At 63.2% G+C, this 24,672-nt stretch carries 19 protein-coding genes; 9 read left to right on the top strand and 10 right to left on the bottom strand.

The window, feature by feature from the left end; all coding sequences use genetic code 11:
* Nucleotides 1-171: 171 nt before the first annotated feature.
* The 6 genes from M1D43_RS10150 to M1D43_RS10125 all read right to left on the bottom strand — a co-directional run bounded on the left by M1D43_RS10150 (nt 172) and on the right by M1D43_RS10125 (nt 8,816).
* A complete protein-coding gene (locus M1D43_RS10150) occupies nt 172-1,335 on the bottom strand; it encodes an IS4-like element ISRm16 family transposase (protein WP_003537933.1) in 1,164 nt (387 codons plus the stop codon).
* Between the two features lie 450 nt (nt 1,336-1,785).
* A complete protein-coding gene (gene edd, locus M1D43_RS10145) occupies nt 1,786-3,606 on the bottom strand; it encodes a phosphogluconate dehydratase (protein WP_153314360.1) in 1,821 nt (606 codons plus the stop codon).
* A gap of 91 nt (nt 3,607-3,697) precedes the next feature.
* Entirely contained in the window at nt 3,698-4,396 is a 699-nt protein-coding gene (gene pgl / locus M1D43_RS10140; protein WP_003527053.1) for a 6-phosphogluconolactonase, read from the bottom strand.
* 8 nt (nt 4,397-4,404) lie between these two features.
* Nucleotides 4,405-5,880, bottom strand: a complete 1,476-nt coding sequence (zwf, locus tag M1D43_RS10135) for a glucose-6-phosphate dehydrogenase (protein ID WP_003527054.1) — start codon at nt 5,878-5,880, stop codon at nt 4,405-4,407.
* Between the two features lie 196 nt (nt 5,881-6,076).
* Nucleotides 6,077-7,363: an NAD(P)/FAD-dependent oxidoreductase gene (locus M1D43_RS10130; RefSeq protein WP_153314362.1), complete on the bottom strand. Its 1,287-nt coding sequence runs from the start codon at nt 7,361-7,363 to the stop codon at nt 6,077-6,079.
* 16 nt (nt 7,364-7,379) lie between these two features.
* Entirely contained in the window at nt 7,380-8,816 is a 1,437-nt protein-coding gene (locus M1D43_RS10125) for a glutamine synthetase family protein (RefSeq protein WP_003527057.1), read from the bottom strand.
* Nucleotides 8,817-8,940: 124 nt separating this feature from the next.
* Between M1D43_RS10125 and M1D43_RS10120 the strand changes: the two genes are divergently transcribed.
* From M1D43_RS10120 to M1D43_RS10110, 3 genes are all read left to right on the top strand, one after another.
* Entirely contained in the window at nt 8,941-10,125 is a 1,185-nt protein-coding gene (locus M1D43_RS10120; protein WP_318853727.1) for a BaiN/RdsA family NAD(P)/FAD-dependent oxidoreductase, read from the top strand.
* Nucleotides 10,126-10,406: 281 nt separating this feature from the next.
* A complete protein-coding gene (locus M1D43_RS10115) occupies nt 10,407-10,547 on the top strand; it encodes a hypothetical protein (protein WP_010968761.1) in 141 nt (46 codons plus the stop codon).
* 329 nt (nt 10,548-10,876) lie between these two features.
* Nucleotides 10,877-13,402: a methyl-accepting chemotaxis protein gene (locus M1D43_RS10110; protein ID WP_153314364.1), complete on the top strand. Its 2,526-nt coding sequence runs from the start codon at nt 10,877-10,879 to the stop codon at nt 13,400-13,402.
* A 51-nt stretch (nt 13,403-13,453) separates the two neighbouring features.
* On the opposite strand, the gene M1D43_RS10105 is transcribed toward M1D43_RS10110, so the two are convergent.
* On the bottom strand, nt 13,454-13,660 hold the full coding sequence (locus M1D43_RS10105; protein ID WP_027992364.1) for a hypothetical protein: 207 nt from the start codon (nt 13,658-13,660) through the stop codon (nt 13,454-13,456).
* An 89-nt stretch (nt 13,661-13,749) separates the two neighbouring features.
* Between M1D43_RS10105 and M1D43_RS10100 the strand changes: the two genes are divergently transcribed.
* Nucleotides 13,750-14,625, top strand: coding sequence for a LysR family transcriptional regulator (locus tag M1D43_RS10100; protein WP_027992365.1), 876 nt, complete (start codon nt 13,750-13,752; stop codon nt 14,623-14,625).
* Nucleotides 14,626-14,790: 165 nt separating this feature from the next.
* Here M1D43_RS10100 and M1D43_RS10095 read toward each other — a convergent pair whose 3' ends face one another.
* Nucleotides 14,791-15,030: an SMc00767 family acetate metabolism repressor gene (locus M1D43_RS10095; RefSeq protein WP_003527087.1), complete on the bottom strand. Its 240-nt coding sequence runs from the start codon at nt 15,028-15,030 to the stop codon at nt 14,791-14,793.
* A 111-nt stretch (nt 15,031-15,141) separates the two neighbouring features.
* Nucleotides 15,142-16,431, bottom strand: a complete 1,290-nt coding sequence (aceA, locus tag M1D43_RS10090) for an isocitrate lyase (protein ID WP_003527089.1) — start codon at nt 16,429-16,431, stop codon at nt 15,142-15,144.
* Between the two features lie 227 nt (nt 16,432-16,658).
* On the opposite strand from aceA, the gene M1D43_RS10085 reads away from it, so the two are divergent.
* The 5 genes from M1D43_RS10085 to M1D43_RS10065 all read left to right on the top strand — a co-directional run bounded on the left by M1D43_RS10085 (nt 16,659) and on the right by M1D43_RS10065 (nt 22,514).
* Nucleotides 16,659-18,071: a helix-turn-helix domain-containing protein gene (locus M1D43_RS10085; RefSeq protein WP_153314366.1), complete on the top strand. Its 1,413-nt coding sequence runs from the start codon at nt 16,659-16,661 to the stop codon at nt 18,069-18,071.
* A gap of 344 nt (nt 18,072-18,415) precedes the next feature.
* Entirely contained in the window at nt 18,416-19,510 is a 1,095-nt protein-coding gene (locus M1D43_RS10080; RefSeq protein WP_153314368.1) for a polyamine ABC transporter substrate-binding protein, read from the top strand.
* A gap of 120 nt (nt 19,511-19,630) precedes the next feature.
* Nucleotides 19,631-20,773, top strand: coding sequence for an ABC transporter ATP-binding protein (locus M1D43_RS10075; protein ID WP_192923471.1), 1,143 nt, complete (start codon nt 19,631-19,633; stop codon nt 20,771-20,773).
* Between the two features lie 4 nt (nt 20,774-20,777).
* On the top strand, nt 20,778-21,689 hold the full coding sequence (locus M1D43_RS10070) for an ABC transporter permease subunit (protein WP_153314372.1): 912 nt from the start codon (nt 20,778-20,780) through the stop codon (nt 21,687-21,689).
* Between the two features lie 3 nt (nt 21,690-21,692).
* Entirely contained in the window at nt 21,693-22,514 is an 822-nt protein-coding gene (locus tag M1D43_RS10065) for an ABC transporter permease (protein WP_003527099.1), read from the top strand.
* A gap of 293 nt (nt 22,515-22,807) precedes the next feature.
* Here M1D43_RS10065 and M1D43_RS10060 read toward each other — a convergent pair whose 3' ends face one another.
* Nucleotides 22,808-24,634, bottom strand: a complete 1,827-nt coding sequence (locus M1D43_RS10060) for an AsmA family protein (protein ID WP_192923472.1) — start codon at nt 24,632-24,634, stop codon at nt 22,808-22,810.
* Nucleotides 24,635-24,672 lie beyond the last annotated feature (38 nt).

The following is a 24,672-nucleotide window of genomic DNA, read 5'->3' as shown; positions in this document are numbered from 1 at the left end:
ACGCGGCCGTCCGCTGGCGATGCTCGGTGTGGTTTGCGGGCTATACTCCCTCTGGGCTGCCGGCCATCTCCCCACAACCTGGCGGTTCGAGGGAAGGGCCGAGCGTGGGATTGCCCCTCAACCGGCTGCCGCCACCTTCTCCCCGCAGGCGCAGGGCTGTCCGGGGAAAATTCATGCATAGCGGAAGACCATTTGGTTTGGGATGGTCCGGGGTTTTGGTCGGCTTGGATTGACCTGCGGCGGCTTGTGGATTTCGGCGATGCTTTTGCGCTGGAACAGGCACTGGGTGACGAGGTCGGTGAAGCGCAGGATCGGTAGAGGGACGCGGGCGAGGCGGGCGGCGATGCGCAACAGTGCATAGGCGATCATCGCCGCGAAGATCTGCAGGCGGATGGCGTTGTCGTTGTTGCCGAGGAACTTGCGGATCTTGAGGTGCTGTTTGATCCAGCGGAACAGAAGCTCGATCTGCCAGCGATCCTTATAGAGCTGGCCGATCTCGACGGCGGAGCGCTCGAGGTCGTTGGTCAGAAGCGTGATCGTATCGCCGTCCTGGCGCTTGACGATTACCCGGCGCAAGCCGATCGGCAGCTTGGAATCGCCCTTGCTGGCGAGGCTGACCTGGCTGTCTTCGAGGACCAGGAAGCCATCGCCTTGAGGTTGCTCAACGGGGCGTTCAGCGACCAAAGCCAGTCCCATGTTGGTCTTCGGCCGGGTGACGAAACTGGCGCCGGCTTCGGCGATCGCCGTCCACCAGCCGTAATGGCAGTAGCCCTTGTCGAAGACATAGGTTGCGCCCTTTTCGATGGTGATCGTGCGGCCGATCTGGGCGTCGTTGACGTTGGCGTCGGTGATGTCGAGGATGCCTGGACAATCGGCCTTGGGATCATAGACGACATGCAGCTTCATGCCGCGGATGCGGCCGTTCGACTTGGCCCAATCGTACAGCTTACCCAGCGGGATCGGGGTCGAATCGATCAGCCGCAGCATCTTGGTGCCCTCCCGGCGCGTCTGCCGGTCGAGCTGACCGGCCAGAAGCGCGAAGGTCTCGGCGAAGACGGCGACCGGGCGGCGGCGGTTGGCGTCCGACAGCGTCGAGCGCATCAGCCGGCCACTGCCGAGATGGTAATGATGCTGACTGTTGGCGTTGAAGCTCGCCTCCAACCCGCGCAGGCTGGTCGTGGCGCTCAACTGGGCATAGATCAGTGCCACCAGATGATCCCAGCTGGTAAAGCACTTGTCGTAGGCATCCCCGGCATGACGATCCACAATCGCCTGAAAGCTGCGGCGATCAATCGCTTTCAGCAGCTGGGCGAAAATGCTAGGGGTGAACCGCATGCTCCGTCTCCTTTTCTGAGTCTCGACAACCAGAAAATAGACGGAAAAACGCCGTCTGACGGGGCATGCGCCTGCGACATTTCGATTCACCCGGAACTTTCCCCGGACAGCCCTGCCGCAGGCGGGGAGAAGGGATATGCCGCGCCCGCTCGCTCCCTCGAGCGGGCGGTGAATGCGAGGTTCAGTCGGCGCCGCTTGTTCCTTCGCCCCGCTTGCGGGGAGAAGGTGCCGGCAGGCGGATGAGGGGTAATCTACTGCATGTTTCCTTTAATCGTATCCGATTAAAGGACAAAAACATGCAGCAGATCAAAGTGCTACAGCGACCTTTGCGCGTCTCATAAGACGCGCGGCGCTGTAGAGATATGTGCATGCCGTAGCCCCCTGTGGGGGAGATGGCCGGCAGGCCAGAGGGGGCGGTTCCCGCGATAACCCGATCGGACTGGGCCTTGCCTAATGGAACAGCACGCTTCCGCCGCGGTCGGCCGCACCGGCGATCTGTCTGAACGGAGCGAAGAGCTCGCGGCCCATGCCGAACTCGTTGTCGGAGAGGTCGATATGCGCCGGAACGCGCGTCTTCAGCGCGATGTCCTCGACGAGCACCTCGACCTTGCCGTTGATCGCGTCTATGCGGACGATGTCGCCTTCCTGGATACGTGCGATCGGGCCGCCTTCCTTCGCTTCCGGGGTCACGTGGATCGCTGCCGGAACCTTGCCGGAGGCACCGGACATGCGCCCGTCGGTGAGAATCGCGACTTTCTGGCCGCGATCCTGCAGGATGCCGAGCACCGTTGTCAGCTTGTGCAGTTCCGGCATGCCGTTGGCCTTTGGCCCCTGAAAGCGCACGACGGCCACGAAATCGCCTTCGAGCTTTCCCGCCTTGAAGGCGGCGTTCAGTTCCGCCTGATCGTTGAAGATCTTGGCCGGCGCTTCGATGACGTGGCTCTCCGGCTTGACGGCGGAGATCTTGATGACCGCCTTGCCGATATTGCCGCTCAGCATCTTGAGGCCGCCGGTGTGCTGGAACGGGCGGTCGACGGTCGCGAGCACCTTCGGGTCGGCGCTTGCCTCCGGCGCGGGCTCGCGCTTGACGCTGCCGTTCTCGCCGAGCTTCACGTCGATCGCATAGGCGCTCAGCCCCTGCCCGTAGACGGTGCGGACATCGTCGTGCAGCAAGCCTTTCCTGAGGAGTTGGGCGATCAGGAAGCCCATGCCGCCTGCCGCGTGGAAATGGTTCACGTCGGCCAGCCCGTTCGGATAGACGCGCGCGAGCAGCGGCACGAGATCGGAAAGCTCCGAAATGTCCTGCCAGGTAAGCACGATGCCCGCGGCGCGGGCCATCGCGACGAGATGCATCGTGTGGTTCGTCGAGCCGCCGGTCGCATGCAGGCCGACGACGCCGTTGACGATCGACCGTTCGTCGATCATCTCGCCGGCGGGCGTGAATTCGTTGCCGAGCGCGGTGATCGCAAGCGCCCGCTTCGTCGCTTCCCTGGTCAGCGCGTCGCGAAGCGGCGTGCCGGGATTGATGAAGGAGGCGCCGGGCAGGTGGAAGCCCATGATCTCCATCAGCATCTGGTTGGAATTGGCGGTGCCGTAGAAGGTACAGGTGCCAGGGCCGTGATAGGACTTGGACTCAGCCTCCAGGAGCTCGTCGCGGCCGACCTTGCCTTCGGCGAAGAGTTGCCGAACCTTGGCCTTCTCATCGTTCGGCAGGCCCGTGGTCATCGGTCCGGCGGGGATGAAGACCGCGGGCAGATGGCCGAAGGTGAGCGCGGCGATCGCGAGTCCGGGCACGATCTTGTCGCAGACGCCGAGATAGACGGCCGCGTCGAACATGTTGTGCGACAGGCCGATGCCGGCCGCCATGGCGATGACATCGCGCGAGAAGAGCGACAGCTCCATGCCCGGCTGGCCTTGGGTGACGCCGTCGCACATTGCCGGAACGCCGCCGGCGACCTGAGCGACGCCGCCCGCCTCGTGCGCGGCCTCCCGGATCAGTGCCGGATAGGTTTCGAACGGCTGATGCGCCGAGAGCATGTCGTTGTAGGAGGTGATGATGCCGAGATTGGGGACGCGGTCGCCCGCAAGGGCCACCTTCTCGGCGGGAGAACAGACCGCAAATCCATGCGCGAGATTGCCGCAGCCGAGAACGGTCCGGTGCGGTCCGTTCGTCGCAGCGCTGCGGACGCGATCGAGGTAGGGCTCGCGGTGGGGCTTCGAGCGTTCGACGATGCGGGCGGTAATGGCGGCTATGCGGGAATCGGCGGACATGGACACATCCTCTTCCGGAGTCTTACGACTCCTCTTTTTCATCGATCATCGGCTTTGAGCGCCACAGCGTTGCGGCGCTTTCCGGGTCGCCTCAGGGCGCCCAGTATATCTGCAGCGGCGATGCGGCCCGCCGAAGCATGGCCCGGATGGGCATCTCCGCCTCGTCGCCGGACGCTTCGGCCTGAGCAAGCACCTCTTTCTTGCCGCTGCCTTCGATATGCAGCACCAGATAGCCGGCATCCTGCAGGCTGGAGAAGGTGAAGGTGAGGCGGGGTTCGCCGGCGCCTTCCGCTTCCATGGTGATCACGCCGCGTGGCGTCGTGGGGTCGAGCGCCTCTTCAAGGCGCGTCCCCCCGGGGAAGAACGAGGCCGTATGGCCGTCCGTTCCCATGCCGAGCACCACGACATCGAGGGGGGCGCCGAGGCTTGCCGTCCTCCCGCTCGCGATCGCCGCGGCCGCTTCCGCAGTCTCGGCCGCCTGATAGAGCGGAACGAAACGCGCCTCAGCAGCTCCGTCCTTGAGCAGGTTGTCGGCAACCAGACGATGGTTGGAGCGGTCGTTTTCCGGCGGCACGAAGCGCTCGTCGACGAGGGTGACCGTCACTTTCGACCAATCGAGCTCGCGACGCGACAGCGACCGGAAAAAGGCCTTCGGGGTCGAGCCGCCCGATACCGCGAGGCTTGCCGTGCCTCTCGCAGCGATCGCGGCGGCGAGCCTTGCACCGACGTCATCCGCGAGGGCCTCGGCCAGTGCGGACGGATTTTCGAATATGTGCATGTTCGCGCTCATGATCGGCCCTAGATCGCATCGTTCCAAGTGCGGCCGTCGCGCTCGATCAGCGCGATCGACTGGCTCGGGCCCCAGGTTCCGGCGGTATATCCTTGCACCTGCTGTCCGGTTGCTTCCCAGGCCTTGAGGATCGGGTCGATCCATTGCCAGGCCGCTTCCACTTCGTCGCGGCGCACGAACAGGGTCTGGTTGTTGCGGATGACGTCCAGCAACAGGCGTTCATAGGCATCGGCATTGCGGACCGCGAAGGCCTCGGCGAAGCTCATGTCGAGGGGCACGTTCCTCAGCCGCATGCCGCCCGGTCCGGGATCCTTGATCATCAGCGACTGCTTGACGCCTTCATTCGGCTGCAGGCGGATCATCAGCTGGTTGGCCGAAATCCGGCCGGCACTCTGATCGAAGATCGAGTGCGGGATCTGCTTGAAGGTGATGACGATCTCCGACATGCGGCCCGCCATGCGCTTTCCGGTACGCAGATAGAAGGGCACGCCTGCCCAGCGCCAATTGCTGATCTCGGCCTTGATCGCGACGAAGGTTTCCGTGTTGGAAACGCCTCCTTCGAGCTCTTCGAGATAGCCCTTGACCGGGCCTCCGGACGATGCGCCCGCGCGGTATTGGCCCCGGACCGTCACCTGCTCGACATTGGAGGCGGTGATCGGCTTCAGCGCGCGAAGCACCTTGAGCTTCTCGTCGCGCACGGCCTCCGCGTCCATCGACGTCGGCGCCTCCATTGCGACGAAACAGAGAAGCTGGAGGATATGGTTCTGCACCATGTCGCGCAGCGCGCCCGCCTTGTCGTAGTAGCCTGCGCGATTCTCGAGCCCGACGGCTTCGGAAACGGTGATCTGCACGTGGTCGATGTGGGCGGAATTCCACAATGGCTCGTAAAGTGCGTTGGCGAAGCGCAGTGCCATCAGATTCTGCACCGTTTCCTTGCCGAGATAGTGGTCGATGCGGAAAATCTGCTCTTCGCGGAAGACCTTGCCGATCGTGTCGTTGAGCTCCGTCGCGGAAGCGAGGTCGCGGCCGATCGGCTTCTCGACGACGATGCGGGTGTTCCTCGTGATAAGCTTGTGATCGCGGATCTTTTCGGAAATGTCGCTGAAAATCGCCGGCCCGACGGCGAGATAGAAGGCACGGGTACGATCCTTGCCCTCTTCCAGGAGCTTCTTCAGATCGTCCCAGCCCTGCTCGGACTTGGCGTCGACGGAGACGTAATAGAGACGCGAGGTGAATTTCTCGACTTCCGCCTCGTTGAACTCCCCGGACTTCAGGTGTTCTTTCAGGGCGTCGCTCGCGAACCTGCGGTATTCGTCATGGGAAAGGCTCGCGCGCGATGCGCCGATGATCCGCGTCGGTTCCGTGAACTGACCTTCCATCTGACGGTGATAAAGTGCCGGCAGCAGCTTGCGCTCCGCTAGATCGCCGGTGCCCCCGAACACCACATAGTCAAACGGTTCGACGGGAATGATCTGGCTGCTCATGGGATGTCTCGATCTCGTTGAGGTCTGGGCTGGTATAATCTAATCGATTTAAAATGGCTAGGGTGCACCGCAACAAAATGGGCGGCCGCACGGCTGCCGACGCACCGATCCTTATATCACCGCCGTCCGGGGAACAGAAATATGCGGGATTTCAAGGACTTTGCGCCACCGTCGGAAATCAGGGACGGCCTTCCCTTTAGAAACGGTCGCGCAGTGCGTACCAGCTGAGCGCCAGGAACAGGAGTGCCGAGCGGAACCGCGTCCCGCCGGGGAAGGCGGGTATCTTGAGCTGCTTCAGCAGATCGAGCTCGGTTGACTTGCCGAGCGCGAGCTCGGCATAGAGCTTGCCGCAATAATTGGCGAGCATGACGCCATGGCCGGAATAACCGCCGATCGTGGTGACGCCCGGCATGACCTCGCGGCAGAAGGGTTGGCGCGGCATGGTGATGCCGACCGAGCCGCCCCAGGCATGGGTGATCTCGACATCGGCGAGATCCGGGTAGATTTCGCAGATCTGCCGGCGTATGTGCGCCGAAATGTCGCGCGGATTGTCGGCGGTGTAGGCTTCGCGCCCGCCGAAGAGCAGCCGCCCGTCTTTCGATTTTCGGAAATAGCGAACGACGAAGCGCGAATCGTCGACCGATTCGCCGCCGGGCAGAATCTCGGGATGGCCGCGCAGCACCGTCGTCGCGCCGATGAAGGAGCGGATCGGCATGACGTGGCTCGCGGTCACCGGCTCGAGATTGCCGATATAGCCATTGCAGGCGATCAGCGCCCGGTCGGCCGTGATCGTGCCGCTTGTCGTCTCGATGACGACCGCGCCGCCCTTCTTCTCGATCTTGAGCGCCTTCGTCCCTTCGTAGAGATTGGCGCCGGCGAGCGCCGCCTGTCTGGCGAGCCCCACAACCAGCTTCATCGGGTGGATGTGGCCGGTCCCGGTGTCGCGGATACCGAAGTGGTAATGGCTGGAGCCGAGCCGGCTCACGGTCTCCTCGCGATCCATGAAGGAAAGGTGCGGATAGCCGTACCGCCCGGTCATCGCCTCGACGTGGTTGCGATAGTCCCTTTCGAGGCTTGCCTTGTGGCCGACCGAGAGCTGGCCCGGCATGAATTCGATGTCGATCGCGTGCTCTTCGGCAAATCCCAGGACATAGCGCTTGGCGTTCTCGGCCATATCGAAGAGCCGTTGCGCCCATTCGCGGCCGAGCACCTCCTCCGTTTCGTCGGCCCAGACACGTTGCCCGGTGCCGAACTGCCCGCCATTTCGGCCCGAGGCGCCGTCGCCGAAGCGGCAGGCGTCGATCAGCGTGACGTCCGTCCCGCTCCGGGCGAGATTGCAGGCGGCCTGCAGGCCGGTGTAGCCGCCGCCGATAATGGCGACGTCGGCCTTGCGGGAGCCCGGCATGACCGGGAAGACGGGCCGCTCGGGAATCGTCGCCTCGTACCAGGAATATCCGGGCGAGATCGGGCTTTGCCAGGTCATGGAACGCTATTCCGGATCAGACATTCAGGAGCAGGAACTCGCGTTCCCACGGGCTGATGACCTGCATGAAGGTTTCGAACTCGCCGCGCTTCACGCCCGCATAGATGGCGATGAACTCGGCGCTGAACACCTCCGCCAGCGCAGGAGCCGATTCGAGCAGCGAAACCGCCTCGAGCAGCCCTCGCGGCAGTTCGATTTCGCCCTCATTGGCGGTGTGTTCCGTGGGCGGTGTCGCCTGCAGGCCCTCGATGATGCCGAGATAGCCGCAGCCGAGCGAAGCCGCGAGCGCCAGGTAGGGGTTCGCATCGGAGCTCGGCAGGCGGTTCTCGATGCGCCGGGCGACCGGATCGGAGACGGGGATACGGAACGCCGTGGTCCGGTTGTCATAGCCCCAGGCGGTGTTGACCGGGGCCGACATGTCCGGCGTGAGGCGCCGATAGGAGTTCACATAGGGCGCCATCATCGACAACGTCCGCGGCACGTAAAGCTGCATGCCGCCTATGAAGGAAAAGAACGCCTGAGATGGCGAGCCGTCGGGATTGGAGAAGATGTTGCGGCCGGTCTCGATGTCGATCACCGATTGGTGGATATGCATGGCGGAGCCGGGCTGGCCCTGCATGGGCTTGGCCATGAACGTCGCATAGATTCCGTGCTTCAGCGCCGCTTCGCGGATGGTCCGCTTGAACAGGAAGACCTGGTCGGCAAGCTCGATCGGATCGCCGTGCCTGAGGTTGATCTCGAGCTGGGCCGGCCCCTCTTCGTGAATCAGCGTATCGATCTCGAGGCCTTGTTTTTCGGAAAAATGGTAGATGTCGTCGATGAGCTCGTCGAACTCGTTGATGCCGGCGATCGAATAGCCCTGGCCGCCGAGGATCGAGCGGCCGGACCGGCCCTTCGGCGGCCGCAGCGGATAGTCCGGGTCGTCGTTCTGGGCGACGAGATAGAATTCGATCTCCGGTGCGACCACCGGTTTCCAGCCCTTCTGCCGGTAGAGCTCGATGACGCGCTTCAGCACATTGCGCGGGGTGTAGCTGATCTGCTCGCCCTGCGAGCCGACGATGTCGCAGATGACCTGCGCCGTCGGGTCGCTTTCCCATGGAACGATGGAAAGGGTGGACAGGTCCGGAACGAGCTTGATGTCGCTGTCGCGGGAATCATAGCGGAATTGCCCCGTCTCCTCCGGATATTCGCCGGAAATCGTGTGCCGGTAGATCGCCGAGGGCAAGGCAAGCGAGGTATTGGACGTGAACTTGGACGTCGGCATCATCTTGCCGCGCGCAACGCCGGCAAGGTCCGGCGTGATGCACTCGATATCTTCGATGCCGCGGATCTTGAGCCAGTCGACCGCTTCGGTCCAGGTCTTCACGCCACGGGCGGCATGCAGGGCGAGGGGTATCTTCGAACTCTTGCTGACCTTTGCTGTCTCTTGGGCAACACTTCTCTTGGAAGACATAAATCACCGGGTTTGGCTTCGGATAGCGCAATCATAGCCGCAGTTTGGCAATTAGCTAGATGCACGCGATTGACTTTCGCCCTGCTCGCCGGAAAGGAGGATACGGAAACAGAAGGAAGCTTCCGTGGCGGAAAAGCAGGACGTGGTGATCATCGGGGCGGGCGCCGCCGGCATGATGTGCGCCATCGAGGCGGGTAAGCGCGGGCGCCGCGTGCTCGTCATCGACCACGCCAGGACGCCCGGCGAGAAGATCCGCATCTCGGGCGGCGGCCGCTGCAATTTTACGAATATCCATGCAGGCCCCAGGAACTTTCTCTCCGGCAACCCGCATTTCTGCAAGTCGGCGCTTGCCCGATATCGGCCGCAGGACTTCGTCGCCCTCGTCGAGCGCCATGGCATCGGCTGGCACGAGAAAACGCTCGGCCAGCTCTTCTGCGATCATTCGGCCAAGGACATCATCCGCATGCTGATGGCGGAGATGAAGGAGGCGGGAGCGCAACTGAGGCTCGAAACCAGCATCGGCGAGGTTGAGAGGACCGCCTCCGGGTTCCGTGTGACGACGAGCGCCGGCACGGTCGACGCCGCCTCGCTGATCGTGGCGAGCGGCGGCAAGTCCATCCCGAAAATGGGAGCGACGGGTCTTGCCTATCGCATCGCGGAGCAGTTCGGCCTGCCTGTTGTCGAAACCCGGCCGGCACTGGTTCCCCTGACACTCGACCAGGCGCAACTCGCAAAGCTCGGCGCGCTTGCCGGCGTCGCGGCCGATGCCGAGGCGCGGTTCGGGAAGGCCGCCTTCCGCGAGGCTGTCCTCATCACCCATCGAGGCTTGAGCGGACCGGCTATCCTGCAGATTTCATCCTATTGGCGTGAGGGTGAGGAGATCATCCTCCGGCTGATGCCGGACATCGATATCGCCTCGATCCTCAAGGGAATGCGCCGGGCGAACGGCCGCCAGGCAGTCCAGACGGCACTTGCCGACATCCTGCCGCGCCGGCTCGCGCAGTTCTTCGCCGACGAAGCGAAGCTGACGGGGCGCATGCTTGCCGACCTTTCCGACAAGGCGATCGACGCGCTTGCCAGCTCCATCCAGGTTTGGGCGGTGAAGCCGGCGGGATCGGAAGGCTACCGGACGGCCGAGGTCACGCTCGGCGGCGTCGATACGCGTGCGCTCGACTCCCGGACCATGCAGGCAAAAGAAGTCCCCGGCCTCTACTTCGTCGGCGAGTGTGTCGACGTGACCGGCTGGCTCGGAGGCTACAATTTCCAATGGGCCTGGGCCTCGGGCTTCGTCGCCGGTCAAGACGTGTAACCGTGCGGCAAAATTGGTGATTTGCTTCTTCAGCCATTCTTAAGGGAAATATAAGGGAGATTACTGAACCTGTTTATCATGGCGCGACAGCCTCGAAGGGCAGCGGAAGTCAACAAGCGGAAACCACATTGTTTCCATTTCGGGGACTTTCTTCAGCCGCAGGATGGATGCACCATGATCGTAACGGCAAAGGCAGACCGGTCTTTGCCGGCAACTCGAAGTGCTGCATCGACCTTGCGCGCCCAAGACGCTCGGTGCTGCAGCGACAAGGACAAGAGGCCATGAACCAGCAACGCCGCCGTCCCCGTGCAATAGCCATCGCCCGCGCAGAGAAAAGCCGCGGGCAGAACGAATTGACGGCTTACCTCGCGACGCTCGCTCTGTTTGCCGTCACGGCCGTTGCTCTCTTTTCCTGGCTTTGAGGCGTCGCTTCCGACGCGCCACGTCGATGCGCCGGAGCACCGGTATTTCGCCCCCAACGGGGCAAATTCCGCTTATGGAATTCTTAATCGTTTGAAATGATTATGGCGAGCAAATGAGCACCGCCAGGTCCTCGCCGCCAAGCCGGCTGCGCGGTCCCGCAATGACTGCTGGCGGGCTGGCGGCGTGCGCCGCATGACTTTTCCGAAAAACATCAGCCTGTTTGCGCATCGGGTGGCGCCCGAGCGCCTTTGGTGCGTTCACCTGACGCGCCCCGGAGCGCTTCGAGCCATCGGGGAGGCGAACGCGCGCTGTAGCCAAGGTGTTTTCCATGTTCATCGACAGGATACTTGCCCGCTTCAAGATTCAGACGAAGGTTCTGTTCTTCATCCTGCCCTTCGTCGTCAGCATCTCGGCCGTCGGCATAACCGGACTTTATGCCTCTGGACTGCTGCAGGGCCGCATGGAGATTTCGAACAGCGTCCTCAAGACGCTGAGCGGCTTCAAGGACGTCTATGCCCAGATGAACAACTTCCTGCAGCAGACAACCGACGAAAGTCGGCGGATGCTCAAGGACGCAATCGTCACGCAGAAGGAAGTTCTGACCGAAACCGCGGCGCAGGTTGCGGGCGGAAACGGCGAGGACGAGCTGGCTGCCGCCATTGCCGCGACCAGCGACATCGAGACGCGCATCGACGGGCTCTGGACATTGCATGAGGGCGAGCAGAAGCTCCGGGCCGAGACGAGGGCCGATCTGGAGCGTCTGGCGGCCGAACAGGCGAAGATCAACGAAGAGGCGAACCGGCTGCAATACGCGGTGCGCAAGGACGAGAATGCGGCGAAGACGATGCTGCGCAACGCCGAAAAACTCATACGCGCCAGCCGCTTCTACGCCGAATTCGCGACCGCGGTGAGCGGGGCGATAACGGTCGAGGAGAAGCTGAAGGTCGCAGAGGGTCACTTCCCGGCCATAGGCCGCACGCAACGGGATATCTTCGTGCTTTTGCCGAAGGGCGAGAAATCCCTTGCCGAAACCGTCAATTCTGCTTCCGGGGCGATCGGCGCCCTTATCAAGACGCCGCCCGGCCCCGAAACGCTCGCCGGCCTTTCCAAATATGTCGACCGTTTCCGCACCGCCAGCTTCCGGCTGGAGGCAGCTTCGGTCGGCAAGATGCGCGAGGCGACGCAGATATTCAGCGAGCTCGACGGCAAGATCGCAGGGACGGAGTCGGTACTGACCGCGACACGCAGGCTCTCCACATCGCTTACCGACATTCAGATCGCCGCCGCGGCATTTCTCGGAACGACGAGCGAGGAAAGCCGCAAGAAGCTCCTCGACAGGTTCCTTGCAGTCCAGTCCAACCTCACAACTCTGCGCGGCATCGCGAGCGGCATGAGCTTCTTCGACCAGGCCGCCGGCGCACTTCTGCCGATCATCGACGGGATGAAGAAGGATGGCCTTGCGCTGGTCGAGATCACGGATAAGCGCACTGTCGAATTCGAGGCCGCGGGCGCCGCGATCAACGAGATCTGGAGCGACCTCACCGGGTTTGCCGAGCAGCAGAAGGTCGCCGCCGGCAGCGAGCGTGCGGAAGCCAATCAGATCTCCGTTGCGGCGACGATCACCGGCGTCGTGATCGCGCTCCTGGCCGGCATCGCGCTCACGCTCACGCTGAAAAAGCCGATCGGCCAGATCACGGCTGCCATGCGGCGGCTGGCGGACGGCGCGCTCGATACCTCGATCGACGGCGGCACGCGCCGAGACGAGATCGGCGACATGGCGCGTGCCCTCGGCGTCTTCAAGGAAAATGCGCTCTCCAAGGTGCGCATCGAGGCGGAAAGCGCCGAAGAGCGTGCCCGCGCCGAGGCCGAGCGCAGCCGCAACGATGCCGAGAAGCGCGAGCTCGACAGACAGATCGATCTTGCCGTGAGCGAACTCGCAGCCGGTCTCGGACGCCTGGCACAGGGCGACCTGTCGCGGCAGATCGAAGTGCCCTTCGCCGGCCGTCTCGAACAGTTGCGGCTGGATTTCAACGGATCGCTCTTCCGCCTTCAGGATACGCTGGCGCAGATTCGCGCCAATGCCCAGGCGATCCAGCAGGGTGGCGCCGACATGCATCGGTCCGCCGACGCGCTGTCGAAGCGGACAGAGGCTCAGGCCGCTTCGCTCGAGGAGACGGCGGCGGCCGTCGACCAGATCACCGTGACGGTGCGCTCCTCGGCGGAGCGGGCGCACGAGGCGAACCAGGCCGTGTCTCATACCAAGCGGAGCGCCGACAGTTCGGCGACGGTCGTCACCAACGCCGTCGCCGCCATGGGCCGCATCGAGGCGGCCTCCCGCCAGATCGAGCAGATCATCGAAGTGATCGACGATATCGCCTTCCAGACCAACCTCCTGGCGCTCAATGCCGGTATCGAAGCGGCGCGTGCCGGCGAGGCGGGCAAGGGCTTTGCCGTCGTGGCTCAGGAAGTGCGCGAACTGGCGCAGCGCTCGGCCGAGGCGGCGCGAGAGATCAAGGGGCTGATCGACAAATCGACCCAAGAGGTGAGTTCCGGCTCGCGTCTCGTCAAGGAAACGGGCGCGGTGCTCGCCTCGATCAGCGCCGAGATCGTCACGGTCAGCCAGCATGTCGAGATGATCGCCACGGCCAGCCGCGATCAGGCCGCAGCCCTGAACGAGGTCAACGGTTCCGTCAACCAGATGGACCAGATGACGCAGCAGAACGCCTCGATGGTGGAGGAGGCGACCGGCACCAGCCGGGCGCTCGCCAATCAGGCGGATACGCTGATGATGCTGGTCGAGCAGTTCCGGCTCGAGCCGGTGGCCGCAGCCGACCACAGCTACCGGGCGGCCTAATCGGATTCAAAACGCTGCTAGGGCGCCGCGCATCCCGGATGCGCGGCGCTTTCATTTGACGCCGCCTGCGCAGGAAACAGTAAAGCTGCCGGCGCAACCTTCACTTGTCTCCGCCGGTTGCCGCCTGCGGAACACTGCCGAAAGCAGGCGTTTCGCGAAGCGCCGCCGGCGGCTCGGCGGCCGGGGCTCGAACCTCTCGTCCCAGTGACGGTTCCTCGAGGCCATATCGAACAGCAGTGCCATTGCCATCATATCCATGGTGATGCTCCTTCATTCTTGGGCATCCCCTTTTTTATGCATCCGGAATTGTTTTACATACAGCCGATTTCGCCATATGTTTTTCAGCTATGAAAAACACGGATTGGGACATCTACCGCTGCTTCGTCACGGTTGCGCGTACCGGCGGGTTGACCGGGGCGGCGCAGGCGACGGGACTCAGCCCTGCCACGGTCGGCCGCCGGATGCTGGAACTCGAGGAGCGCACCGGCCGCTCGCTCTTCATCCGCAGCCAGACCGGCTACACGCTGACGGGAGACGGCCGCTTTCTCTTCGAACAGTTGCAGGAAATGGAGGCCGCGGCCCGCAAGGTCGAAAGCTGGCAGAAGGAGGGCGAGGGGGCGACCGTCGTCCGCATCGCGGCCGGCACATGGGTCTCCTGGCTGATCGCCGAGAATTTTCCCGCCATCTGCACGGAACGGGACGCTTTCAACATTTCGCTGACGATCGGCGAGGCGCGGGCGAATCTCGCCTACCGCGAAAGCGATATCGGCATCCGTGCCTTCGAGCCGGAGGAAACCTATCTTGCGGCGCGGCCGGTGGGCGAAGTCGCCTATGCCGCCTACCGGCAGAAGAACGCGCCGGGCGGAGTGGAGCGCTGGGTCGCAGTCGCCGAAGAGGATGCGATATCGGCCTATCTGAGATGGCCGCACGAGCATGCGCCGGGCCGGATCGTTGCAACCGTCACACGGCCTCGGTCCTTGCTGGATCTCGCGCGAGCCGGCGCGGGACGGACGGTGCTTCCCTGTTTCGTCGGCGATCTCGATCCCCTCCTCGAGCGGGTGGGCGACGAGATCGAGCCGCTCAGACACCGGCAGTGGATCGTCATGAACAACGAGGACCGCCACAGGCGCGACATCCGCACCGTCGTAGACCGGATGACACGTTTCCTGCGCAGCCATACGGACCTTTTTGCCGGCAAGCGCCCGCCGCGCAATTCGGCATGAGCCTCCAGCCTTGACCGGCCGGCGCTGGGGCCGGCCGGTCCTTGTCTCATTTGCGTCGACCTCGGCCGGCGCGCGCCTCGCGGACCGCTGGCCTCTGCCGGTTGAAGTGGCTGCAACTCAGGGCGGAAAGGATGAGTGCTACCGTTGTCCAGGTCAGGATAGCCATCAGTGCCTGCCTTGCGTGACGATGACGGGGATCAGCAGGTCGCCCCAGTTGCCGTCGCCGCCGTGATGGCGCGCCGAACGGACCAGTTCTACGGAAACCCCCGCATCGACGGCCTTCATCACCGCCTGGTTGAGGCGGTGCAGGTCGTTGGCGACCATGCGGATCGCCGCCTGCTGTTCCGGTGTCATGGCCGATGATTGTTCCTCGGCCCGTTCCTTGACGCGTGTCTGTACAGTCATCGGAGTGCTCCTTTGGGCGATGGTCGCGGGGGACTTCGTTGATCCCCGCTTCAGTTTCGAGGTCTGGTTGGGGACGCGCGGCGGGGCAGGGGTGTCGCGCGTCCCGCTCGTTCATTCTGCTGCCGGGCGGAACTGATCGTGCTCGGTGGATTCCTTCATGGCAGTGGTCGACGACTGGCCGCCGGTGATCGCGACCGACACGGCATCGAAATAGCCGGTGCCCACTTCGCGCTGGTGCTTGGTGGCCGTATAGCCGTTGGCTTCGGCAGCGAATTCCGCTTCCTGCAGCTCCGAATAGGCCGCCATCTGACGATCCCTGTAGCCGCGCGCCAGTTCGAACATGCCGTAGTTCAGCTGATGGAAGCCGGCGAGCGTGATGAACTGGAACTTGTAGCCCATGGCGCCCAATTCGCGCTGGAACTTGGCGATCGTCGCGTCGTCGAGGTTCTTCTTCCAGTTGAAGGACGGCGAGCAATTATAGGCGAGCAGCTTGCCCGGATGTGCCTTGTGCACGCCTTCGGCGAATTTGCGCGCCTGCTCCAGGTCGGGCTTGGAGGTCTCGCACCAGATGAGGTCGCAATGCGGCGCATAGGCGATCGCGCGGGCGATGCAGGGCTCGATGCCGTTCTTCACCTGGTAGAAGCCCTCGACGGTGCGGCCGGCATCATAGTCGACGAATGGGCGGTCGCGCTCGTCGATATCAGAGGTGAGCAGTTTCGCCGCTTCCGCGTCCGTGCGGGCGATGACCAGCGTCGGCGTGCCCATCACGTCGGCGGCAAGCCGTGCCGCGTTCAGATTGCGGATATGCGCCGCGGTCGGGATCAGCACCTTGCCGCCGAGATGGCCGCACTTCTTTTCGGACGCGAGCTGGTCCTCGTAATGGACGCCCGCCGCACCCGCTTCGATGAAGGCCTTCATGATCTCGAAGGCGTTGAGCGGCCCGCCGAAGCCGGCTTCCGCATCGGCGACGATCGGCGCGAACCAGGTCTCGACGGAGAGACCCTTGCCCTCCGCCGTCTCGATCTGGTCGGCGCGCTGAAGCGTGCGGTTGATGCGCTTGGCGAGTTCCGGAGCCGCGTTGGCCGGATAGAGCGACTGGTCCGGATACATGGCCGAAGCGGTGTTGGCGTCGGCTGCGACCTGCCAGCCGGAGAGATAGATCGCCTTCAAGCCTGCGCGCACCATCTGCATCGCCTGATTGCCGGAAAGCGCGCCGAGTGCATTGACGAAGTCTTCCTCGTGGATGAGCTTCCAGAGGCGGTTCGCCCCCATTTCGGCAAGCGAATAACGGATCTCCACCGAGCCCCTGAGCCGCTTCACATCCTCGGCGGAATAGGGCCGCTCGATTCCGTCGAAGCGCCCCTCCGGCGCATTTGGAACGAGCTTGTAAAAATCAGTCATACCTGCCTCCTCGTGAAATCGGTTCGTCTTCGGCTTTCGTCTTACGGCTTCTCTAGGCCGGAAGATCATGTGACAGTTTTTACATTGCGCTGCAGAAGCCCGCTATCGAATTCCCGTTTCAAGCCGGCGGAAACGGGTTAGCTTGTCTTGCCTTTGACAGTATCCGCAAGTAAACTTGTAAAAGATGTCAAAGCGGATCATCTGCCTGGTTTGTAAAGGGAATTACAATGGCCGAGAACAAGATCTTTGCGGGGCCGCGGGTCAGGCGGATCCGCAACGGCCTTCAGCTGACGCAGACGGCCATGGCCGAGGCGCTTGGCATCTCTCCTTCCTATTTGAATCTCATCGAGCGCAACCAGCGGCCGCTGACGGTGCAGCTGCTCTTGAAACTGGCCTCCGTCTACAAGGTCGATCTCGAAGAGCTTCAGGGTGAGGCGGGCAGCGGTCTTGCGCAGCTGCGCGAGGTCTTTGCCGATCCGCTGCTTGCCGGCGAACTGCCGGGGGACCAGGAGCTGGTGGAGGTCGCCGAAGCGGCGCCGAACGTCTCCGGCGGCATCGTCAAGCTTTATCGCGCTTACCGCGAACAGGCCTCGCGTCTGAGGGATCTCGCCGCTCTGCTGGCGGGCGAGGGACATATGGCGGCACTTGCCGATACCCGGCTGCCGATGGACGAAGTCCGCGAGGCGTTCGAGGCTCGGCCCAATCACTTCGTCCGCATAGAGGAGGCGGCGGAGGCCCTGCATGCAAGCCTCTCGCCCGGCGACGATCTTTCAGGCGCAATGAAGGCTTGGCTGAGAAGGGAGCACGGACTTGCGGTCCGGACCCTGCCGGTGCACGTTATGCCCACCCTGCGCCGCCGCTTCGACCGCCACTCGATGCGCCTCTTCATCTCCGAACGTCTGTCGCCTTTCGATCAGCTGCGCGAGATCGCGATCGAGGTGGCTTCGATCGCCTGCCACGAGGCGATTGCCGCCGAGCTCGAGCAGTTCCGCTTTACCACCGCCGAAGCGCGGCGCATCGGCCGCTTCGAACTGGCGCGCTATGCCGCCCATGCGCTGATGATGCCCTATGCGGCATTTCTCGCCGCCGCGCAGCGGATGAAATACGATGTCGCGGTTCTTGCGGCGCGTTTCCAGGTCTCCTACGAGCAGGTCGCCAATCGTCTCACGATGCTGCAGCGGGCCGGCGCGGCGGGGGTTCCGTTTTTTCTCATGGAGATCGACAGCGCCGGCAACAGGCTGCGTCGCGCCGGAGCGCAAGGATTTCCCCATGCCCGCTTCGGCGGCGGCTGTCCCAAGCTCAACGTCCAGGCTGCCTTTGCCGTGCCCGGCCAGCTTCTCGTCGACCGCGTCGAGATGCCTGATGGCACCGTATTCCTCACTGTCGCCCGCACCGTCGACGGTCCGCAGGCCGCCTTCCACGAACGGGTTCGGCGCACGGCGATTCTCATCGGCTGCGAGGCCACCTTCGCGAATGAGATCGTCTATGGCGCCGCCGCAGTCATGCCGGCGATCGCAATCGGTCCGGCCTGCCGGCTTTGCGAGCGGCAGGGGTGCCTGGCGCGCGCCGAACCGCCGATCACCCGACCGCTCGGTCTCGACGAAATGGCCACCGGGCTGAGCGTCTTCGACTTTCAGTGAGCCCGCGCGAAATGGCGCGCAATCCGCAGGCGGACGTCGTTATACGACCGCGAGTCCCGAAACGTCACAGGAATCCAGCCGGCCCAAGTCCTTGGGCCGATTGAACTCTTACGCGTCCGCAGACGCGGCGCTGCTGGGCCCCTGTGAGAAGTACAGGGATGAGGTGAGAGGAGGGAATTTCGGGCTGGAAAACCGCGAGCCACTTTTTTCCCGGAACCGCTCTAACTCCTTGAGCTTATCGAGAAAGATGCCTAACCTCCGCATCGGCACGATCAACAGACGGGGCGTAACGGCACTGGAGAAGAAGATTACTGTCCCGAGCCGATAATCAAGAGGGGAGTTGTATGTCCAAACTCATCGTCGCAACCTTGACCACCGCGGTGCTTGCGGGATCCACCATGCTGGCTTTCGCCCAGGAGCGGGTCGTCAATGTCTATAACTGGTCGGACTATATCGACGACAGTATTCTGGAGGAGTTCACCAAGGAGACTGGCATCAAGGTCGTCTATGACGTCTTCGACTCGAACGAGATTCTGGAAACGAAGCTGCTCGCCGGCGGTTCCGGTTACGACGTCGTCGTTCCGACCGCCTATTTCCTGCAGCGCCAGATCGCTGCCGGGGTGTTCCAGAAGCTCGACAAGTCGAAGCTGCCGAACATTTCCAACATGTGGGACATGGTCATGGAGCGTACCGCGCAGTACGATCCCGGCAACGAATACGCCGTCGACTACATGTGGGGCACGACCGGCATCGGCTACAATGTCGAGAAGATGAAGGAGATTCTCGGCACGGACGAGAAGCCGAACTGGGATGTGATTTTCGACCCGAAGATTGCGGCGAAGTTCAAGGACTGCGGCATCCATCTCCTCGATTCGCCCACCGACATCATGCCCTCGGCGCTCGCCTATCTGGGGCTCAATCCCGACAGCCACAACCAGGCGGATCTCGAAAAGGCAGCCGACCTGCTGATGAAGGTCCGTCCCAATATCCGCAAGTTCCATTCGTCTGAATATATCAACGCGCTCGCAAACGGCGACATCTGCCTGGCCGTCGGCTTCTCGGGCGACGTCTTCCAGGCGCGCGACCGTGCGGCCGAGGCAAAGGCCGGCGTGACGGTCGACTATTCGATCCCGGAGCAGGGCGCGCAGATGTGGTTCGACATGCTGGCTATCCCTGCCGACGCACCGCATGTCGCCGAGGCGCACGAGTTCATCAACTACATGATGAAGCCGGAAGTCATCGCCAAGGCCTCGAACTACGTGTTCTACGCCAATGGCAACAAGGCCTCGCAGCAGTTCCTCGACAAGGAAGTGCTCGAAGACACCGCCATCTATCCGTCCGATGCCGTGATGCAGAAACTCTTCACCACGACGCCCTTCGAGGCCAAGGAGCAGAGGGTATTGACCCGGCTCTGGACCAGGATCGTCACTGGTCAGTAGGAGCGAAAACGAACTGCCCGGACCTCAAATCCGGGCAATTTTCTTGTAAGTTTCTGCGCTCAACTCTCGACGTGTCGGCGCCGGCCATTGCGTATGGACTGTGCCATTCGAGGATAGATGATGAAGTCTCTCGGAAGTATCCGGCGTTCTTTCGCGCCATGGGCGGACCCCGCCTCCAAGCCTTTCATTTCCGTCAAGAACGTCACCAAAAAGTTCGGTGACTTCACCGCCGTGGACGATCTTTCGCTGAACATCTACACGCGCGAATTCTTCGCGCTCCTCGGCGCTTCGGGCTGCGGCAAATCCACCCTCCTGCGGATGCTGGCCGGTTTCGAGCAGCCGACATCGGGCGAAATCATCCTCGACGGCCAGAGCCTGGCGGGCATCCCGCCCTATCGCCGCCCGGTCAATATGATGTTCCAGTCCTATGCGCTGTTTCCGCACATGACGGTCGAAAACAACGTCGCCTTCGGCCTGAAACAGGACGGAATGCCGAAAGCGGACATCGCCGAACGCGTCGCGCAGATGCTGAAGCTCGTCAAGCTGGAGAAGTTCGCCAAGCGCAAGCCGCATCAGCTTTCCGGCGGCCAGCGCCAGCGCGTCGCCCTTGCCCGTTCCCTGGCAAAGCGGCCGAAGGTGCTGCTGCTCGACGAGCCGCTCGGCGCGCTCGACAAGAAGCTGCGCGAGGAAACGCAATTCGAGCTCATGGACCTGCAGCAGGAACTCGGCCTCACCTTCGTCGTCGTCACCCACGACCAGGAAGAGGCGATGACCATGGCGGACCGCATCGCCGTCATGAGCCACGGCAAGGTCGTCCAGGTGGCGACGCCGGCGGAGATCTACGAAGCGCCGAATTCGCGCTTCGTCGCCGACTTCATCGGTGACGTGAACATATTCGACGGCAAGGTGACCTCGGCTGAAGACGGCTATGTCCGTGTCGAGACGACGGGCGGTATCCCGGTTCGGATGGCGTCGCCGGAAAAACCGGGGAACGGCGCAAAGACGGCCGTCGCCATCCGGCCCGAGAAGATCAGAATCGGCCGACAGCCGCCGGCGCATGCGCCGGTGAACGCCGCCGAAGGCGAGATATGGGACATCGGCTACCTCGGCGACATGACGGTTTTTCACATCCGGCTGAAGGACGGCAAGGTCGTCAAGGCGTCATCGCTGAATGCGGTGCGGACGGTCGAGGACCCGCTCGGCTACGACCAGCAGGTCTGGATCTCCTTCGGCGACGACGCGGGCGTCGTATTGAAGGATTGAAGCCATGGCGAAACTTGCCTCAGCCCTCGTCAGCCGCCTGGTCATAATCATTCCCTATGCCTGGCTCCTGTTCTTCTTCCTCATCCCCTTCTTCATCGTTTTCCGCATCTCGCTGTCGCAGACGGCCGTTGCGATGCCGCCCTATATGCCCGTCTTCGACCTGGCCGGCGGCCTTTCCGGCATCATCGAGAAGCTCGGCGAATTCTCGCTCGACAACTACGTCTGGCTGACGGAGGACGTCCTCTATTTCAACGCCTATGTGTCGAGCGTCGTCATCGCCGCCATCTCGACCTTCCTGACGCTCCTGATCGGCTATCCGATCGCCTATGGCATGGCAAAGGCGCCGCGTTCGCTGCGGCCCACGCTGCTGATGATGGTGATCCTGCCCTTCTGGACGAGCTTTCTGATCCGCGTCTATGCCTGGATCGCCATCCTGAAGCCGGAGGGCCTGCTCAATCAGTTTCTGTCGGCGGTCGGCCTGATCGATCAGCCGCTCATCATCCTCAACACCAACTTGGCGATCTATATCGGCATCGTCTATTCCTATCTGCCCTTCATGGTGCTGCCGATCTACTCGGCGCTTGAGAAGATGGACCATTCGCTGACGGAAGCCGCCCAGGACCTCGGCTGCACGCCTGCCGCCGCCTTCTGGCGCGTGACCTTTCCTCTGTCGCTCCCCGGCGTGGTGGCGGGCTGCCTGCTCGTTTTCATTCCGGCTGTCGGCGAATTCGTGATCCCCGACCTCCTCGGCGGCTCGGAAACACTGATGATCGGCAAGACCTTGTGGAGCGAATTCAATTCCAATCGCGACTGGCCGGTTTCGTCGGCGGTGGCGATCATCCTGCTCATGATCCTGGTGATACCGATCGTCTATTTCCAGAACATCCAGGCCAAAGCCGACGGCGAGGAGAGGTGACCTATGGAGAAGTGGTCCCGTTTCAACATCGCCTCGGTCGTTCTGGGCTTCGGCTTTCTCTATCTGCCGATCGTGCTCCTGGTGATCTTCTCCTTCAACGAGTCGAAACTGGTCACCGTCTGGGCCGGGTTCTCGACCAAATGGTACACCCAGCTCTGGCATAACCAGGGACTTCTTGACGCGGCCTGGGTAACGATCCGGGTGGCGCTCCTTTCGGCGACCTGCGCGACCGTCCTCGGAACTCTGGCGGCGCTCGCGCTGGTGCGCTACACCCGCTTTCGCGGCCGCGTTCTGTTCTCCGGCATGGTATATGCGCCCCTGGTGATGCCGGAGGTGATCACCGGCCTGTCGCTGCTGCTGCTCTTCGTGGCGATCGGGTTCGACCGCGGTTTCTGGACGATCACGCTCGCCCATATCACCTTCACCATGTGTTTCGTCGCGGTCGTGGTCCAGTCGCGTCTTCTGAGCTTCGACCAGTCGATCGAGGAGGCGGCGCTCGATCTCGGCGCGACCCCGGTCAGGACCTTCTTCGCGATCACGCTGCCGGTGATCGCGCCGGCCGTCTTTTCCGGCTGGATTCTCGCTTTCACGCTCTCGCTCGACGATCTCGTGATTTCAAGCTTCACGACCGGGCCGGGCGCCACGACGCTGCCGATGAAGATCTACAGCCAGGTCCGTCTCGGCGTGACGCCGGAAATCAATGCCATCTGCACGATCCTGATCGGCATCGTCGCGCTGGGCGTGATCGTCGCATCGATCGTCACGAAGCGTCGTGAAGTCCAGCGCGAAAAGGACGAGCGAGCAGCCTTCGCGGCGATTGGGTGAGCGAGGGCGCGTTGAGGTTCATCTCGAGTTTGTGACGGCTGCTCGGAGGAGTGCCATCTCTCTTCCTCGTCATCTCTGTGCTCGTCACAGAGATGAGAGCAGCGCCGCGTCTGCGGCGCGGGGAAGAATTCTTTCAGCCCAAGGACTTGGTCTGGCTGGATCCCTGTGACGAGCACAGGGATGAGAAGATCAAACAAGCCGCGGCGAGATTCCCCGATCTCAACACGCCTCAAAGCATTTCCAGGAAAAGTGTGTAACGGTTTTCCGTCCGGAAGTGCGTTATTGCATAGATGTCACTTCGGGCTGAGGAGAACCGAAAGCGGCGAGATCACCGCATTCGGCCAGGAGCCGCCGATGAAGAATTGCAGCGGCTCCTTGCCGGCCTCGGGGGCCGCGAGCGTCCCCGCCAGGGCCAGACTGCCGCTTCGATAGGGGACGACGCCGGTCACCGAAATATTGCCGGCGGGGCCGACGAAAGCGGCCCGGTCCAGCCGGGCGGTGCCGCCGCCGAAGCTCGCCTCGATGTCTGCCGTCTGGAACTCGAGCGTGCCGTCGCTTGCCTGCGACAGGGAGAAGAATTCCCCCTTGCGCACGAGATCGGTGAAGGCGTGAACGTCGAAATCGGCGAGCCTGCCATTGGTGAGCGAATAATCGACATGGCCGAAGACATCGGCGACGCCGGCCTCCCAGAGGGGGCGGCCGGTGGCAAGATCGACGCTGAGAACGCCCCGGCCTGTCGGAACGGGACCCTTGAGGCCGAAGCTGTCGAGGACCGCAGCGAAGTCGGCGTCTTTCAGGTTCACCTGCAGCTTGCCGCCTTGCCCCACCCCTTTCTCCGAGAGCACGGCGCGGCCGCTCAGCCTGCCATTCGCATAGGTGCTGTCTCCGATGTCGAGCGAAACCCGGCTTCCATCGATCATCACCCCGGCCGCGACATCGGTCAGGTGCAACGGACCGGCCAGGACTTCCTGCGACGACAGCCGGACATCCAGGCGCCAGCCCCCGACAAGAGCCTGGGCCATCCGCCATCCGCGGTCGTCCCCCTGCGCCGGCTTCAGCGTTGCCAATGGCAAACCGTTGAGATCGATCCGGTCGAAGGCGAGCGTGCCTTCCACGCGCGGCCCTTTGCCGGACGGCAATTGCACGTCCAGAACGCCCGTCGCCGTGGCCTCGCCGATCGCCAGCTGGAGCTCCTCGAGCTTCAGCGCCGTCTCACCGGTGGTCACCCTCGTATCGATACTGAATCCGCCCGGGGGCAATTCCGCATCCGGAGCCCCGCGGTACCACGCGGCAAGCGCTGCCAGCGAAGGTGCGGACATCTGCAGATGGCCGGAGGCGAAAGGCTGCGACGAGAAATTGCCGGTGCCCTCGAAGGAAAAGGTCAACGGAGCCGACGTCAGCGATGTCTTGAGAGCGGCGTTGCGCCTGGCAAAGAGGGCGAGCGGTTCTTCGCATACGAAGGCCCAGCCTACCGCTTCGCCGCCGATGACCGCGGCAAATTGTGCGCTCAGCCGCCCCCCGAAGGAAGGCCATTTGAGGGTGCCGGAAATCCCCGCGACGTCTACGCCCTCCCCGGTCGCCGCCAGGCGGTCGACAACGCGGAAGCGGCCATTCTCGATCGTGATATCTCCGAAGGGAGCCTCATCCCGCGGCATGGCATTGCCCGGCGGCACCAGCCAGTCCGGCTTTTGCCAGTTGACGGCGCCGTCCGCTCCGCGCTCGAGCGTGATGACCGGATCGACGAGCGTGATCTCCTCAAGAGCCTGTTCGCCCCGAAGTGCAGAAAGCAGGCTGAATGAAGCGGTGATGCGGCCGATCTCTGCGAGCCGGCGCGGTTCGGGTCCGGTGGAGACGATCGTCGTTGCGGGGAGCGTCACCAGGGGTTCCGGCCAGAACCGGACTTCCGGCTCGCCGCTGATCGTGCTCTTCCCGCCCGACCAGTCGTCGAGCATCCGCTCCATCGTCGCGCGGGCCTCGGTCGTCGAAACCACGAGCGGCAGCGCGGCATTGTACGCGGCGGCGAGGGCGATGCCTATGGCGGCCGACCAAACGAGGTGGCGTCGACGAAGCCGCGCCCACAGGCGCGAATCGCGCAATATCTGGAACATCTTCCTCGTCATTCGGTCGGACTTGCCATCGCCTCGGGTAAGCCGCTTGG

The sequence above is a fragment of the Ensifer sp. R1-3 genome (assembly GCF_056739175.1).
The sequence above is the reverse complement of the archived record's forward strand: the minus strand, read 5'-3'. Positions and strand labels throughout refer to the sequence as shown.